Origin of the sequence: Arcobacter vandammei (assembly GCF_016106035.1) — a bacterium.
Lineage (GTDB): Bacteria > Campylobacterota > Campylobacteria > Campylobacterales > Arcobacteraceae > Aliarcobacter > Aliarcobacter vandammei.
Genome location: NZ_JADKPZ010000003.1, coordinates 98798 through 115161, shown reverse-complemented (window position 1 = coordinate 115161; position 16364 = coordinate 98798). Strand labels below are relative to the sequence as shown.

Here is a 16364-nt window from a genome sequence, read left to right as displayed (position 1 = left end):
ACCTACTCTTTTATTTTATTTACTACTTTAGCAACTAATAAAATAACTAACCAAGCTGCTAACATAGTAACTAAAGTATGACTTAAAAAGTGATCTCCAATTAATATCTTATAACCACCCGTTAAAATTCCAATAGTTACACCAAAAAATAAAGCAATATTTCTATTTCTTTGTGTTCTAAATAGAAAATATAGTGCCATTAAAGAAAATCCCATTGTAGCATGACCAGCAGGCCAACATCTATGTTTTGACTCTTGAATATAATCTTTTGGGTAACTTTCAAGGATTTTTACATCTATTGAATTGCCACCAAACTCTATAATATTAGTAGGACAAGGAACATTTGTAATATTTTTTAATCCAGATAAAGAAGGAACTAAAACAAGTGATAAAGATAAAATTAATAAACCTTTTTTATACTCTTGAAGAAAGCCAATTTTCTTGAAAAATAAAAAAATAGTTATTAATACAACTAAAATAGAAAAGCCAATAAATAATTTTTTAAACCCACTATAAAAGATTAAATCTGCTATTGCTTCATCTTTTGATACAAACCAAGTTTTATTCTCAAAATTATAAAAAAACTTTTGAAAATCTATATCAAAATTTGTAAACTCAAAAAGCAAGATTACAACTATTAATAAAATAGTTGTAATGATAATTTGTCTATTAATCGTTTCTTGAATCATTTAAAATATCCATATCTTTTTTATAAACTTCTGTCTCAACTTCAAAAAGCCCTAAAAGAGTATGAAATAGATTGTCTTGTGAAAGCTCTTTATCTTTAAGCAAATTTATTTTTGCTTTGTCATACTCATGCTCCATAGCTCCATCTCCTAGCCAAATAAGTGATGCTACATTTCTTTGCTCTTTTGGAGCAAAAGGATAGGGCATTCCATGAAGATAGACACCATTTTCTCCTAGACTTTCTCCGTGGTCTGACATATAAACAAGCCCTACTTCATGAGTATTTGAATATTTTTTTAAGAAATTTATAGATTTACTTAAAAAATAGTCTGTGTATAAAATAGTATTGTCATAAGCATTATTTATCTCCTCTTTTGTACAGTTTTCTAGCTGATTTGTTTTACAAACAGGAGTAAATTTTTCAAACTCTTTTGGATATCTTTTATAATAAGCTGGCCCATGGCTTCCCATTTGGTGAAGTACTATTAAAATATCTCTACCACTATTTTTTTCTATATAATCTTCAAGACCTACAAGCATTCCCTCATCTCTACACTCATCATCTTCACACATTGTATTTGTTTTTGATGTTCTAAAGTCCTCATAATCAATTCTAAGAGCTACTCCTTTTGAATCTGAGTTGTTGTCTCTCCAAAGTATAGAAATATCCTTTGTATTTTTTAAGACATCTAAGACATTTTGTGTAGAAATTCCTTTTTTGTAGTTATATTGCTCTCGTGGATATACTGAAAACATACAAGGAACAGAGTGTGCGGTTGAAGTTCCACAAGAGTACATATTTGTAAAACTAGTTAAGTTTTCTTGCTTTAAAAGTGGATTTGTCTCTTTAGCATAACCATTTAGAGAAAATCTATCAGCTCTTGCAGTTTCTCCTACAACTAAAATAATCAACTCTTTTGGCTCATCTATTGGCTCAACTACTTTTGAATCTTTTCCTATTTCTTGCAGTGTTGTAGGTGCTGTATCAAAAGTTTTATGTACATAATTTCCAATACTATAAATCCAATATATCGGATTTATGTTGTATCTTAGAGATTTATGCTCTCTAAAAAAAGAGGTATAAAATTTACTAAAACTAAACACTATCACTAAAATAACAAGTAAAGATAGGATTATAGTTTTTAACCTTGAAAATAGCTCACTTTTAAAACTTTTGTACTCAATTTTTGCCTTATATATCAAATATGTAGGAAGAATTGCTAGAAAAATAACATATAAGATAAGCTTAAAACTAAATAAATCTTTTGACTCATTTAAATTTGTTTGCAAAGAGTTTCTTATCATCTCTGTATCAATCACAACACCGTAACTATCCATAAAATAGGCTGTAAATGCCGAAATTACAAACAAAGTTATCAAAATAAGTTTTGTTGTATATTTTGAAGCAAAAATTGAAAACAGCAAAGTCATCAAAGCTATAAGTAAAATAGCTGTTGATAAAAAATATAGTAGATTTAAACCAGCAAAACCATAAGTAGTAAACAAATCTTTAAAAAATTTAAAGTTGTAAAATAGAGTAAAAACAGTAGAGCTAAAAAGTATTAGCCTATAAGAAGAGAGTGGATTCAAAGATAAACCTTTATATTAAAATTTTGAATTTATACATCAAAAAGGTTAATAAATAAACAATTATTTTTGTAACCAATTTGTAATTAATATCTAATATTGTTTCAAAAAATTTTACTTAATTTTAATTCAAAGAGGTTTTATGTCAATTTCTCGGGAACTTTTTAAAGTTTATCTACTTTTTGTTGCTCTTTTTCTTTTGGGAAGAGCTTTTTTTTATCTTATCTATTTTAATAGATTAAGTGATATTTCTTTTAGTGAAAGTTTGCTTACTTTTGTCTATGGTCTAAGAATGGATACAATATCAATATTCATAATTTTGGTAATTCCCACGATTTTTTTGGCTTTAAGCCCCAAAATATTTTCAAAATATATCTCAAAATTTTTAAACTTTTATATTTTAGCTTTTTTAGTTATTACTCTGTTTATTGAAAGTGCAAGTTTTCCATTTTTTGCACAATATGATTTAAGACCAAACTATCTGTTTATTGAATATTTAGAGTACCCAAAAGAGGTTGCTTCATTACTTTTCAAAGATTATAAATTTGAGTTTATCGCTGCTTTTATTCTGATATTTATTACTATTAAGATATACCTAAAATCAAACTTTATAAAGTTTGAAAAGGTTTTTGAACAAAACTATCTTTCAAGAGTTGCTTTACTTTTACCTATTTTATTAATCTTATTTATTGGTATTCGTTCATCTTTTGGGCATAGACCTGTAAATATCTCTGATGCTTTATATAGTACAAATAGAGTTATAAATGAGATTACAAAAAACTCTTTGCACTCTTTAGCTTATGCCTACTATTCAAATGCAAAAAGTGAAAGTGATGTAAAAAAATATGGAATTATGAATACAGAAGAGGCATACAATCTTGTTTCAAAAGTTTTGGGAATTTCTTATAAAGATAAAACTAAACCATTTTATAGAGAGGTAAAAACTTATTTAGATAAAAAAGAGCAAAAAAATCTTGTGATTTTTATACAAGAGAGTATGGGTGCTCAATTTACAGGTTTTATAGGAAAACAAAATCTAACTCCAAATTTGGATAATTTAGCAAACAATTATATAGCCTTTACAAATTTATATTCAAATGGAACAAGAAGTGTAAGAGGACTTGCAGCCTTAACTAGTGGAACTTTACCAATAACAGGAAACGAAGTTGTAAAAAGAAATAAATCTCAACACGACTATTTTACAGTAGCAACTTTATTAAAACCATATGGTTATAAATCAAGCTTTATTTATGGTGGAGAAGCTAGGTTTGATAATATGAAAAGTTGGTACTTAGGAAATGGATTTGATAAAGTAATTGAAGAAAAAGATTATGAAAATCCAACTTTTAAAAGTACTTGGGGAGTTAGTGATGAAGATTTAGTGATAAAAGCAAATGAGATGTTTAAAAACTACTCAAAAAATGGCGAAAATTTTGTAACTGTTATGTTTAGCTCATCAAATCATATGCCTTTTGAACTTCCAGATGGAAAAATAGAGTTTGAAAAAAATATTCCAAAGCAAAGTGCTGAAAATGCTATAAAATATGCAGATTTTGCAATAGGAAAACTGTTTGAACTAGCAAAACAAGAAGCTTACTATAAAAATACAGTTTTTGTTGTAGTTGCTGACCATAATGTAAGAGTTTATGGGGATCAAGTTGTACCTATTGATATGTTTCAAATACCAGCAGTTATTGTAAGCCAAGATATTAAACCTCAAATTGTTGAAAGACTTAGCTCACAACCTGATGTTTTAGCAACTGCTTTGGATTTAATAGGAATTGATTTATCTTACCCTATTTTAGGAAATTCTATATTTAAAGACAACAAACAAGATATAAACTTAATGATTTTTGATGAAACTTATGCTTATAGAAAAGGGGATAACATATCTATTTTAGTACCAAATCTACCTAGTAAAACTTACGAATATAAAGATAAAAAATTAGTAGAGATTCCAAATAATGAAAATTTACAAAAAGAAGCTTTAGCTTTGATTTATATTTTAGATGATATGTATAAAAATAAATCTTATAAATAACTAAATTAAAAAGGAGGTATAAACCTCATCTTTTTAAGATTTTTTAACAAATTGAGTAAGAATTACAATCTTTACTCCATTTACTCTTCCTTCTATATGTTCAGGATTAGAAGTAAGTGAAATATTTCTTACAGCTGTTCCTCTTTTTGCTGTAAATGTAGTACCTTTTACATCTAAATCTTTGATGATTGTAACTGTATCTCCAGCATTTAAAACTACACCATTACTATCTTTATGAACTATACTATCATCAATTTTAGCAATTCCAGCTTCTGCCCAAGCTCTTACATCATCTTCTAAATACATCATATCAAGTTGGTCTTGATTTCCAAGTTTTTTTAGCATTCTATATGACAAAACTTGTACAGCAGGAGTTGTACTCCACATTGAATCACTCAAGCAAAACCAATGATTTTCATCTAAAAAACTATCATCTTCAAATTGTGATTTACATTTTCCACATAAAAGTGCAGATTGTTCCACACTTCCATCACTAGGACTTACTTCAAAAACAGTTAAATCTTGTGTTGATTTACAAAGTTCACAAGATGAATCGCTTCTATTTAAAAGTTCTTGTTCAATACTCATAAAAATTACCTCATTTCAAAAAATAGCTAAGATTATATCGAAATAAACAAAATTTAGAATTTTATTTTAAACTATTGACCAAAATCATAAAAAAAAATTTTGAAAAATATTAAGATTTAATCTTTAAAAAAGGTATTGTAATGAAGTTTTTTTATAGACAATTTCAAAGAATAAACTCTGAAGCACTTGATAAATCAAACTTATTTTGGTCTTGGATTGGTTCTTTACTTGGTATTTTAGCAATAACATATTTTCATAAAAACTTTTTAGATGATGATGGTTTAGTACTTGTATTAAGCTCATTTGGAGCTAGTGCTGTTTTAATTTATGGAGCAGTAAACTCTCCTCTTGCTCAACCAAAAAATCTAATAGGTGGACATATATTATCTGCAATTATTGGTGTGATTTCATATAAATTATTTGAACCAAATCTTTTTTTAGCTGCAGCAATTGCTGTTTCAACTTCTATTTTAGTTATGCAACTTACTTTAACTCTACATCCACCAGGTGGTGCAACAGCTTTAATTGCAGTTATTGGAAACGAACAAATTCACGATTTAGGTTTTTTTTATGTTTTAGTTCCTGTTTTTAGTGGAGCATTAATTCTATTTTTAATAGCATTTATAATAAATAATATCCCTAAAAACCGAGCATATCCTCAAAGCTATAAAGATTTTCTAAAAAAACAGTATAAAAGGCACAAACGAAAAGTTCTAAAAGGTAAAAGGTAAAAGGAAAAAGTAAAAGTTATAGCAAAATAACTTTTACTTTACTAGCTCCATTTGTATCAAAAAAATTTTGAACCATTTTTGCTAGTTCTAAAACATCAGAATTTTTCATTCTAATACAACCAGCACTTTCCTTACTTCCTATAGTTTTTTCATTTAAAGTACCGTGAATTCTATATGTCTGATTTCCATCAACTATATGTGTAAGATTTAATTTTGCAGCTCCCATGTAGTTGTATTTGTGATTTGCAGGAACAACTGTTGGTAAAATTATTCCTCTTTTTTCAAAACTTCTTCTTGTATCATTTGTTGGATACCATACAGGATTTAAAGATACAGCTGAGATTCTTCCTTCACCCAAAGGTTTTTTAATACCCGTTTTTGCAGTTGAAACAGTATAAGTTTTAATTTCACTTATATTTTTACCAACTTTTGATTTTACTCTCATAATATTTTTATTTGAATCAACTTCAATAATCAACTCTTCATAATTTTCTAAATTCTTATTTGTAAGTTCATAATTCTTAGGATTTCCTATACTCAAGGCTTTTAAAAGAGCATCTGAATCTTTATATTTTTTCTCATTTTCATCAAACTCCCTAAAAGAAGTATCTCTTAAATCCACTTTTATCTCTTCACTTAGCTCTTCTTCAACTGGTTCTTTAAAATAAACTTCAACTTTTTTGCTAACACTATCTACTTTTTTTACAAATATCTCTTCATTATTCATAACTTTTTCTTGAACTTTTGTTTCAAGTTTTTGTTCATTATTTTGATTATTTTCTATATATTTTTTTTCTTCTTGTTTAAAATTTCTTGCTTCTTCTTTTTTTATAATATTTTGATTATTTTGCTTAGGAAAATAGTCATAGCTTACAAATTCCAACTCTTCATAAGGTGGCATTGTAGAAACTATTGGAAACTCTTCATTTGAGTATAAAAAGTAAGTAAATATTATAAATATTGCAATAATTCTTCTCATAAATATATCTTTTTTAAAATTTTCTCTATTTTACCTATTATTTCTTTTAATTGGCAAATATTATGTTAATTTACCTTTTATATTAGTTTATTATGTTAAAATTCGCACAAAAAATTATTTTATCTAAGGAATTTTTATGATACTAAATGCTGATTCATTAAAGATTAGCCAAAACTTGCAGTCAAATTGTAATACAAACTCTAAATTTGTAACACTTTTGACTGTTCCTGTTTTATTATATTTATTAGTAATTTTATGTTTTGCTGGAGTTTTTCCACTGAAATTTGAAATTCATAGTGTTATTTTAATAGGTTTTATTCTTTTAATCTATCTATTTTTTGTAAAACACAATGCTTTTTATGTTGCTTGTAAATTCAAAACTTTATACCACGATGTTGATGTAAATCTAAAAGAGTATGCAAATAAAAACCAACTTACAATTGGAGATACAACAAAAGCAAATGGAAATGTTGATGATTTTTTACAAGATTATACAAGTAATTTAAGAAATAGTAATTTTTCAAGTATTGCAAGTGGAATTTTCCCAACTTTAGGAATTTTAGGAACATTTATATCTATTGCTATTTCAATGCCTGACTTTAGCTCAAATGCTACAAATGCACTTGAAAGTGAGATTACAAAGCTTTTAGGTGGAGTTGGAACAGCATTTTATGTATCTATTTATGGTATTTTTTTATCTATTTGGTGGACTTTTTTTGAAAAATTTGGGATGAGTAAATTCCAACAACTTTCATACAAAATCAAAGAAGAGACAAAATCTCTATTTTGGACAAGACTTGATATTGAATCAATTCATCTAAAAAGTAATCTTGATAACTTTACAAAAATGAGAGAGATTTTTTCTGAATTAACTTCAAGCAATATTTTAGAGTCAATAAATAGTTCAATAGAAAAAAGATTTGAAAATCTTGAAAATCTTTTAGAAAAAGAGTTATTATTAACTTCAAAAATTGATACAAATATAGAAAATAATGAAAGATTGGTAGTTGCTTTAAATAGTGTTTCAAACTCAATTTCAAATATTATCTCAAACTTTGAAAAACAAAAAGATAGATATACTTATGTTACTGAAGAGTTAAATCTAAATATTATTAAATTAAATTCACATATGGGAAATCTAAGCTCAGACAACCTAAAAGCTATATATTCAAATATTATTAAAAGTATTGAGACGATGAAAGGTGATATGGATAAAATTGAGTGGAAATTTACTCAAGGTTTAGAAAATTATGATGAAAAAATCAAAAACTCTTTAGAAGCAATAGATGAAGAGGCTTCAAAAATAATTTCTGATTTAAAAGAATTTAAAGAGTTAAATAAGTAGTGAAGAATGTATAAAAAAGATCAAAATAGTCAAGAAAATTTTTGGATTTCCTATGCAGATTTAATGGCTGGATTACTTTTTGTATTTATTCTAGTAATTGGGGCAATTGTTATTAAATACACTGTTAGTAAAAATAGCCTAGAAGAGGAGAAAAAGGCTCTAAATTCAAGTGAAGAGCAAAAATCAAAACTATTTTTAGAGTTAGCAAAAGCCAAAAATTTATATGAAAATACAAAAAATGATTTAGAAAATAGTAAAAATGAGATAAATCTAAAAGCTAGTGAAATTGACAAATTAAAAGCCCTGCTTTTAGATATTGAAGTAAAATATAAAGATGAACAGACAAAAAATGAAGAGATTACAAAAAATATAGATGAAAAATCAAATATTATAACTCTAAGAGATGAAGAGATTAAACTTTTAGCAGATAAGCTTTTGGTTCAAACTCAAATTCATCAAAAAATGGTTGAAGAGTTTGATATTGCCAAACTTAAAATCAAAACATTAACTGGTTTAAAACTAAATGTTATTGCAAAACTAAAAGAGAAATTGGGCGACTCTATACAAATTGATGAAAAAAGTGGAGCTATAAAATTCTCTTCAAATATCTTATTTGACCAAGCTTCATCAACACTAAAAGAGGAGTCAAAAAAAGAGTTAAAAAATACTCTAAAAAAATATCTATCAACACTTCTTGAAGATAAAGAGATAAGAAAAAATATCGAAAGTATAACTATTGAAGGGCATACAAATAGCGATGGAACTTATCTTTCAAATCTTGCACTTTCTCAGCAAAGAGCTCAAGCTGTTATGCAGTTTTTATATGATTCAAATATCATAAGTAGAGATTTACTTAGCAAATATATAAACTCTAGTGGAAGAAGTGATAGTGATTTAATTTTAGATAAAAATGGAGTTGAAGATAAAGATGCTTCAAGAAGAATTGAGATTAAATTTAATCTAAAAAATGAAGATGCTATGAAAGAGATTCAAAACTATTTAGGAGATAAAAAGTGAAAATATCAAAAGCTATTTATACTCCAAAAAATCTAATCTCTCTTAGAAAGATTGTAGAAGAGAAGCTTTATGAAAAAAAGCTTCCATTCTACAAAAAAATATTTAGAGTATTTTTTAGAAAATAGTTTATTTACAATTGGAAACTGGACTTCAGTCCAGTCGTAAGAAAAATAAAATAGCATAAGCAGGGAATAAATTCCCTGTTCCTAGATTTATTTTAAAAACTCTTCAATATTATTTGCTACTTTTTCAATTAATCTCTTTCTAGCTTCAACACTAGCCCATGCAATATGCGGAGTTAATAAAAGTCTTTGTTTGTTTTTTACAGCTAATAGTGGATTATTTTCTTCAATTGGTTCTTTTGAAACAACATCAAGCCCACAAAAAATCTCTTTTTCATCTAAGATTTTTGCTAAATCAGCTTCATTTATAATTCCACCACGACCAAGATTTAGTAAAATAGCACCATCTTTTATAAGATTTAATTCATCATATTTTAAAAGGTTTAGAGTTTTCTCATTTAAAGGTGCATGAATCGAGATAATATCGCTAGTTTTTAGTAACTCTTCCAAACTTACACTTTTGTAAAGAGTATTTGAATTTTGTCCACTTGTAGAATAATAAACAACTTCACAATCAAAAGCAGTAGCTTTTTTTGCAAAATTTTGTCCTATTTCACCAAGCCCAATAATCCCAACTCTCTTTTTATCAAGTTCAAAAAATGGCTCATCAATATGAGTAAAAGTATCGCTTTTTTGCCAGTTTTGTTCATCTACATATTTTTTATAGTAGCTTAGTTTTTGTACAAAATAAAAAATCATAGAAAATGCAAGTTGTACAACACTAGAAGTTGAATAACCAGCAACATTTTTCACCTCTATATTTGAAGCTTTTGCATAAGCTAAATCTACATTATTCATCCCTGTTGCAGTTATGCAGATAAGTTTTACACTAGAGTTTTTTAACTCATTCTCTCCCACATAAACCTTATTTGTAAGAATAATATCTGCATCTTTAATTCTTTCTTTTGTCTCATTTGCATTTGTTATATCATAAGATACAACTTCCCCAAATTTTGAAAAAACATCTACACTTACATCAAATCCTAAAGTTTTTCTATCTAAAATTACTATTTTCATCTTTCTTCCTTATATTAAATTTTGATTATAACATAAAAAAATAGAGTAAAAAACAATATAAAAAATGAGAAAATAGCATTAGTAAGATGATTTTGGGATTTTTTATAGCTGTATTTTATTTCTCTGTATCTTCAAAAAATATAGATATTGGGACATCTAAAACATAAGAAATTTTTGCAAGTTGTTCAATATTAAAATGTATTTTATTGTAATAGACTTCTGCACTAGATATTTGAGAAACTGATTTATATCCTAAAGCATAAGCTAGTTTTAGCTGAGATACCTTTTTTGCTTTTCTTACTTTTTGAACATTTTCCCCAATTCTTCTATGTAATTTTTCAGCAAAATCAAACTCTAAATCTTCAATATCTTTCAAAAAAACACCCTAATATATTAGATTTTTTAAGTTTAGTTTGTTATGATTTCTAAAACAATCTAATATATTGGATTATTTATTGAAAAAAGATATTGATAAGAAGAAAGAGTTTTTTGAAGAACTTGAATTTATTGAAGATTTATTAAGTGAGGATTTAAATGCCGAGGGTAGTACATTTCTTAAAAAAATAAATTCTGTAGAACAGTATTTAAGAGTTATTGGTGTAAATATCAAAGATTTAAAATCTTTTGCAAATTTAGATAAGAATAGTGATATTTCAGATATTGATGAAAAACTTAAAAATGTTAAGTTTATAAGTAATATTATTTTTAATGAATCAAGAGATTTAGTTTATAAAAAATTAGAAAAAGAAGAGTTAGAAGAAATATCTAATGGAAATTATAAAAGTAATGAAGAGTCTCCTATTATTTCTTTCCTAAAAACTATAGGTCTAGGTACAATTTTAACACTATTAGTTATATATCTAATTTCATTATTAGGTAGTTTTTTTAATTTTATTGTATGGGGGGAATGTTGTGTTTTTTATTAAAAAGTTTGGCTTGACTAATTTATTTTTTGTTTTATTATTATGGGTTTTTGTTTTTGTACAAAATATAATTTTTACAAAAAATGACAATTTATCATTAATATTGTATTTTGTTTCTTGCTTTTTTATATTTATTGCCCTATTTGAAAGGCAAAAAGCACTTAGAAAAGCGACTAGAATTATTGCAAAAGAAGATAGCAAAATATTTCATTGGTTTAGTAAACACAGTATTATTTCATTTGTAATATCAATAATATTTAGTATTGTTACTTCATTTGTATTATTATATATATTTAAAGGTATTTCATATGACTTTAATATTTTTAATAATTTTTTATTATTTATTGTAATGGTTGCAATTAATGTATTAGTATTTAATATTTCAATGACTAAAAAATGGATTCCAAATAGTTTAGAAGATAATCTAAAATCAGAAGTTACTGATGTAGGAAATAATTTTTTAAGAATTTTTTTAGGTGCAGTTATATCATCTTTTATTTTAGCAATAACAATATCATATAATGATACCAACTCATTTGTATCATCAAATCAAATCAGTTTAAATAATTTTGATGAATTAACTCTTGAAAATAAAATTATTTCAAATGGAAGTAACGATATTTCAAGACAAATAGTTACGACATATATATTATTAGACAATTTCAAATTAGCTTTTGCAAATGAAATAGTAGATATTTTCTTAGATAATGATAGAAAACATTACTTTAGTCTTTTTTATTTTATGATTTCTGTCTTAAATTTTATTAAATTTTTCACTCTTTCAATATCATATCTTCTACTTCAACAAGGTTTGATAATTTTCTGCTTACCTTTAATAAGGATATTTGGGAGAAAAAAATGAGATATTTAATTGCTTCTTTAATCATTTTAATAACTAGTGCTTTCATTTATACAGATTGTTGTGACTTAAGAAAAAAGATTGCATTAGCTATTTATTCAGATTTTGCAAAAGAATTGCAAGATAAAAACAAAAAAATTGAAGAACTAGAAGAAAAATATAAAATCTCTCAAGATGAATTAGAAAAAAGAAAAAATAATATTAAAAATTTATATAAATAAAGGAGAAAAAATGAGTAATGGTGTAAGTGGTTGGAAAGCATGGATTTTAAAGAGTTTTATGAAATTAGGTTGGTTAGTTATTAAAACTATTGAGGGAATTGCAAATTTAATAAAAGCAATTTTTTCAAAGAAATAATATTTTAGGGCGATTATGGATAATTTAAATAATGAATATATAGAAAATACCGAACTAGAATCATTTGCTATAGGAGAAGTTGTTAGATTATCCAAGCAACTAGAAGCAATCTTTAAAGATGAACTAAAAGCTGAAGGAAGAGGACTTCATGAGTATATAAATTTTATGGAAAAAACATTTGCTGATAACAACATCAATGTAAAAAGATTAAGAAAAATAGCATCAATTAGAAATGATACAGTTCATAATCCTGATGCAAATCCTAATATTGCCGAATATAGTTCAATGGTTGAATCAGCAATACTAGAATTAAGGCAGTATATTTCTAAGGTGAAAGCTTCCAAAGAAAGAAAATATAGCAATTTTTCTAATGATAAAATTGATATTAAATCTAAAATAGATGAAAAGTATAATTTTAATAGATACAATAATTATAATCTGAATAAAGACAATAAAAGAGATGAAAAAATTGAAAAATATATTAAATATTTAGCTGTTTTTATTCTAATTCTTCTTATTTATTTTATATATAAAATATTTTTTTATGTAGATTATAAAGCTTTAGAAACAAGACAAGATTTTTTAAAAAATGAAATTTCTTCAATAGAAAAAAGAGTTGAAAATTTAAAAAATAGTGTAGAAAAAGAGACTAAAGAAAATCATAATGCTATTACAAAACATATTTGGAAAAATGAGAATTTAAAAAAATTAAAAGTTGAACTTTCAAATGAAGAAAAAACTTTAAAAGAGTATTTAAAAGAGAAAGAAGAAATTCAAAATAAGTTATCCAAAAAATAAAAGCTTTAAAGCCCATTTTCTAAATAAATTAGAATAAAGTATTTATTCTAATTTCTCCTTTGCCCAAGTTTTGGTGGACTTACCTCTTTTTGCAAATCAACACTAAGATTATTATAAAATAGTTCTCCATAATTTGTTTCACGATTTATAGTCTCATAAGCTTGAGTAATTGTATTGTTGTATTTTAGTGCATCTTGAAGTATCTTTAAAATTTTTACGGACTCCAAAAAATTCACATGAGAAGGTGCTTCAATAGGAGAGCTATAATATTTGTGCATTCTTTCAACTAGATTTTTATTTCTAATTTCAATAAAAACAGACTCAATAGGTGATTTAAAAAACAAAATCTTATTTTTTACATTTATAGATATATATGTTGTCTCCATTCCATAAATTTTTCTTGAAAATGAGTCAAATAAAAATAGCTTTTTGTTGTAGTTATTATTAAATAACTCATACATAAGTTCAAGTATTTTTATCTTTTCATCTTTTGTAAAGAAGTTTCCAATACTTGCAAAACAAAAACTAAGTACCGATTTTATCGAATACCACTCAGTTGTATCATAATCATATCTTAGCATTTGATCAATTCTCTCTTGTTTTAGCTCTTCTATATCAGGACTTGTTGTTCCTTTGTACACTTTTCGTACAGCAGAATCTCTATACATGGGTCCTGGAAATTGAGCTTGTATTACAAATCTTCTATTTTTTTCATGTTCAATGATATATTGTAATCGCCCTTTATAGTCTTCATCTATAATTCTTACCTCTTTTTGTGGTATTTGAGTTATAGATTTTAAGAACTCTTCGCCACTACAAGCATCTTCCCAAATATAATCTGGATACCTAAAAATTTGACAAATTTTATCCTTTGTCTCTTTTGTTGGTTCTATATTTGTATGGTTATCAATCCACGATGTAACCGTTCTTCTATCTTTATTTATCATAGAAGCAAATTTGGATATACTTAAATTTGATCTATTATATATTTCTACAAATTTTTCAATAGAATTTTTAAAATTCATAAGCTACCTTTAATTTTATTTTTGCATATTGTACTATTTTTTAACATAAAAACAAATATTGTACAATTTATAATATTTGTATAAAAATTGTATTTTTTCATTTGTAATAATACAAGCTTTTTTTTCTAAATTATGTATAATGACTCTACAATATTTTTTAAAGGATATATATGACAAGTGCAGGAAAAAGATTCAGAGAAGCTCTTAAAACTTCTAGTCCACTACAAATAGTTGGAACAATTAATGCTTACCAAGCATTACAAGCTACAAGAGTAGGACACAAAGCTATCTACTTAAGTGGAGGAGGTATTGCAAATGCTTCTTATGGTTTACCAGATTTAGGTATGACAATGATTGAAGATGTTTGTATTGATGTTAGAAGAATTACTTCTATTTGTGATACTCCATTAATCGTTGATGCTGATACAGGTTGGGGACATGCTTTCAATGTTGCTAGAACAGTAAAAGAGTTTATTAGATCTGGAGCTGCTGGTATGCATATTGAAGATCAAGTTGCAGCAAAAAGATGTGGACATAGACCAAATAAAGAGCTAGTATCTACTGAAGAGATGTGCGATAGAATTAGAGCAGCTGTTGATGCTAAACAACAATTAGACCCTGATTTCTATATTATTGCAAGAACTGATGCACATGCAAGTGAAGGTCAAGCTGCTGCAATTGCTAGAGCAAAAGCTTATGTTGAAGCTGGAGCAGATGCAATTTTTGCTGAAGCTGTACATACTTTAAAAGAGTACAAAGAGTTTACAGATGCAATTTCAGTTCCTGTTTTAGCAAACATTACTGAATTTGGTGCAACTCCAATGTTTACAACTGAAGAGTTAGCAAGTGTTGGAATTGATATGGTTCTTTACCCATTATCAGCATTTAGAGCAATGAACAAAGCTGCACTAAATGTTTACCAAGAGTTAAAAGATAAAGGTACTCAAGAAGCAGTTCTTGATACAATGCAAACAAGAATGGAATTATACGATATGTTAAATTACCATGCTTATGAGCAAAAAATGGATGAGTTATTTTCAAAAGGAAAAGCTAAGTAATTAGCTTTTCCTTATTTTATTTTACACTAAACTAAGGAGAAAATATGAGTACTACAAGTACAGAGTTTAAACCAAAAAAATCAGTTGCACTTTCAGGTGTTGCAGCTGGAAGTACAGCATTATGTACAGTTGGAAATACAGGAAATGATTTATATTATAGAGGATATGATATTTTAGAGTTTGCTGAAAAAGCTGAATTTGAAGAGATTGCACACTTAATAGTTTATGGTGAGTTACCAAACAAAGCACAACTTGTGGCTTATAAAGCTAAGCTTAAAACTTATAGAGAACTACCACAAGGTGTAAAAGTTGCATTAGAGCAATTACCAAGCACATGTCATCCAATGGATGTTATGAGAACAGGTTGTTCAGTTCTTGGAGCATTAAATCAAGAAGATGAAGCTCATCCAAAAGCAGCTGCTCAAGATATTATTGATAGATTAATTGGAGCTTTCCCTTCAATTTTATTATATTGGTACCATTTTGCATATAATGGAAAAAGAATTGATGTTGCAAGTGATGAAGATACAGTTGGTGGACACTTCTTACACCTATTACATGGTGAAAAACCAAGAGAATCTTGGGTTAAAGCTATGCATGTATCTTTAATTTTATATGCAGAGCATGAGTTTAATGCTTCTACATTTACTTCAAGAGTAATTGCAGGAACAAACTCAGATATGTACTCTTGTATCACTGGTTCAATTGGAGCTTTAAGAGGTCCAAAACATGGTGGTGCAAATGAAGTTGCATTTAGAATTCAAGAAAGATACTCTTCAGCTGATGAAGCAGAAAAAGACATCAAAGAGAGAATGGCAAGAAAAGAGATTATTATTGGATTTGGACACCCTGTTTACTCTTCAAGAGATCCAAGAAATGTAGTAATCAAAAAAGTTGCAAAAGAACTATCTGAAGAGAATAAAGATATGTTAATGTACGATGTTGCTGAAAGAATTGAGACAATTATGTGGGATCAAAAGAAAATGTTCCCAAATCTTGACTGGTTCTCTGCTGTATCATACAACCAAATGGGAATTCCAACAGATATGTTTACTCCAATCTTTATTATGTCAAGAGTTACAGGATGGGGAGCTCACGTAATTGAGCAAAGAGAAGATGGAAAAATTATTAGACCATCAGCTAGCTATACAGGACCAGAGCCTAGAGCTTACATCCCTTTAGAAGAAAGAAAATAATCTTTAAAATTTAGGCTAAATTTAGCCTAAATTT

The 16364-nt window shown here is 26.8% G+C and carries 19 protein-coding genes; 12 read left to right on the top strand and 7 right to left on the bottom strand.

The features are described from left to right. Positions 1-2: 2 nt before the first annotated feature. Both IQC44_RS02675 and IQC44_RS02670 read right to left on the bottom strand, forming a co-directional pair. Complete coding sequence (locus tag IQC44_RS02675; RefSeq protein ID WP_198304663.1) at positions 3-689, bottom strand: phosphatase PAP2 family protein; 687 nt, start codon at positions 687-689, stop codon at positions 3-5. After that, positions 670-2277 (bottom strand): phosphoethanolamine transferase, encoded by a 1608-nt coding sequence (locus IQC44_RS02670; RefSeq protein WP_198304662.1) that lies wholly within the window; start codon positions 2275-2277, stop codon positions 670-672. Before IQC44_RS02670 ends, IQC44_RS02675 begins: the two co-directional genes overlap by 20 nt. 139 nt (positions 2278-2416) lie before the next feature. Here IQC44_RS02670 and IQC44_RS02665 point away from each other — a divergent pair, with 139 nt between their 5' ends. Then, positions 2417-4315 carry an LTA synthase family protein gene (locus IQC44_RS02665; protein ID WP_198304661.1) on the top strand — a complete coding sequence of 633 codons (1899 nt, stop codon included), beginning with the start codon at positions 2417-2419 and terminating at the stop codon, positions 4313-4315. A gap of 33 nt (positions 4316-4348) precedes the next feature. Here IQC44_RS02665 and IQC44_RS02660 read toward each other — a convergent pair whose 3' ends face one another. Continuing rightward, a complete protein-coding gene (locus IQC44_RS02660) occupies positions 4349-4903 on the bottom strand; it encodes a PhnA domain-containing protein (RefSeq protein WP_198304660.1) in 555 nt (184 codons plus the stop codon). Positions 4904-5043: 140 nt separating this feature from the next. On the opposite strand from IQC44_RS02660, the gene IQC44_RS02655 reads away from it, so the two are divergent. Continuing rightward, positions 5044-5634, top strand: coding sequence for an HPP family protein (locus IQC44_RS02655; protein ID WP_198304659.1), 591 nt, complete (start codon positions 5044-5046; stop codon positions 5632-5634). Positions 5635-5650: 16 nt separating this feature from the next. On the opposite strand, the gene IQC44_RS02650 is transcribed toward IQC44_RS02655, so the two are convergent. Next, on the bottom strand, positions 5651-6613 hold the full coding sequence (locus IQC44_RS02650; RefSeq protein ID WP_198304658.1) for a L,D-transpeptidase: 963 nt from the start codon (positions 6611-6613) through the stop codon (positions 5651-5653). Positions 6614-6749: 136 nt separating this feature from the next. Here IQC44_RS02650 and IQC44_RS02645 point away from each other — a divergent pair, with 136 nt between their 5' ends. The 3 genes from IQC44_RS02645 to IQC44_RS11655 are packed head-to-tail and all read left to right on the top strand — an operon-like array spanning position 6750 to position 9100. Next, positions 6750-7958, top strand: coding sequence for a MotA/TolQ/ExbB proton channel family protein (locus IQC44_RS02645; protein ID WP_198304657.1), 1209 nt, complete (start codon positions 6750-6752; stop codon positions 7956-7958). A gap of 6 nt (positions 7959-7964) precedes the next feature. Further along, positions 7965-8975, top strand: a complete 1011-nt coding sequence (locus tag IQC44_RS02640) for an OmpA family protein (RefSeq protein WP_198304656.1) — start codon at positions 7965-7967, stop codon at positions 8973-8975. After that, entirely contained in the window at positions 8972-9100 is a 129-nt protein-coding gene (locus IQC44_RS11655) for a hypothetical protein (RefSeq protein ID WP_257120160.1), read from the top strand. The genes IQC44_RS02640 and IQC44_RS11655 overlap by 4 nt, the downstream gene beginning before the upstream one ends. Before the next feature lie 87 nt (positions 9101-9187). Here the strand turns inward: IQC44_RS11655 and IQC44_RS02635 are convergent, their stop codons facing one another. Together IQC44_RS02635 and IQC44_RS02630 are read right to left on the bottom strand one after the other, a co-directional pair. Further along, a complete protein-coding gene (locus IQC44_RS02635) occupies positions 9188-10114 on the bottom strand; it encodes a D-2-hydroxyacid dehydrogenase (protein WP_198304655.1) in 927 nt (308 codons plus the stop codon). Between the two features lie 115 nt (positions 10115-10229). Next, positions 10230-10490 carry a helix-turn-helix domain-containing protein gene (locus IQC44_RS02630; RefSeq protein ID WP_228286232.1) on the bottom strand — a complete coding sequence of 87 codons (261 nt, stop codon included), beginning with the start codon at positions 10488-10490 and terminating at the stop codon, positions 10230-10232. 79 nt (positions 10491-10569) lie between these two features. Here IQC44_RS02630 and IQC44_RS02625 point away from each other — a divergent pair, with 79 nt between their 5' ends. From IQC44_RS02625 to IQC44_RS02610, 5 genes are read left to right on the top strand one after another with little or no spacing between them, the layout of a single operon-like run. Continuing rightward, entirely contained in the window at positions 10570-11040 is a 471-nt protein-coding gene (locus IQC44_RS02625; RefSeq protein WP_198304654.1) for a hypothetical protein, read from the top strand. Positions 11041-11050: 10 nt separating this feature from the next. Continuing rightward, positions 11051-11899, top strand: coding sequence for a hypothetical protein (locus IQC44_RS02620; protein WP_198304653.1), 849 nt, complete (start codon positions 11051-11053; stop codon positions 11897-11899). Then, the gene (locus IQC44_RS02615) at positions 11896-12117 is read left to right on the top strand and encodes a hypothetical protein (RefSeq protein WP_198304652.1); all 222 of its coding nucleotides are present in this window, start codon (positions 11896-11898) and stop codon (positions 12115-12117) included. The genes IQC44_RS02620 and IQC44_RS02615 overlap by 4 nt, the downstream gene beginning before the upstream one ends. A 10-nt stretch (positions 12118-12127) precedes the next feature. After that, positions 12128-12253 carry a hypothetical protein gene (locus tag IQC44_RS11650; RefSeq protein ID WP_257120158.1) on the top strand — a complete coding sequence of 42 codons (126 nt, stop codon included), beginning with the start codon at positions 12128-12130 and terminating at the stop codon, positions 12251-12253. A 15-nt stretch (positions 12254-12268) separates the two neighbouring features. Beyond that, positions 12269-13051 carry a DUF6548 family protein gene (locus IQC44_RS02610; protein ID WP_198304651.1) on the top strand — a complete coding sequence of 261 codons (783 nt, stop codon included), beginning with the start codon at positions 12269-12271 and terminating at the stop codon, positions 13049-13051. A 47-nt stretch (positions 13052-13098) separates the two neighbouring features. Here the strand turns inward: IQC44_RS02610 and IQC44_RS02605 are convergent, their stop codons facing one another. After that, complete coding sequence (locus IQC44_RS02605; RefSeq protein WP_198304650.1) at positions 13099-14076, bottom strand: hypothetical protein; 978 nt, start codon at positions 14074-14076, stop codon at positions 13099-13101. A gap of 170 nt (positions 14077-14246) precedes the next feature. On the opposite strand from IQC44_RS02605, the gene prpB reads away from it, so the two are divergent. Both prpB and prpC read left to right on the top strand, forming a co-directional pair. After that, entirely contained in the window at positions 14247-15134 is an 888-nt protein-coding gene (gene prpB / locus IQC44_RS02600) for a methylisocitrate lyase (RefSeq protein WP_198304649.1), read from the top strand. Between the two features lie 44 nt (positions 15135-15178). Then, positions 15179-16330 (top strand): bifunctional 2-methylcitrate synthase/citrate synthase, encoded by a 1152-nt coding sequence (prpC, locus tag IQC44_RS02595; protein ID WP_198304648.1) that lies wholly within the window; start codon positions 15179-15181, stop codon positions 16328-16330. Positions 16331-16364: the final 34 nt, after the last annotated feature.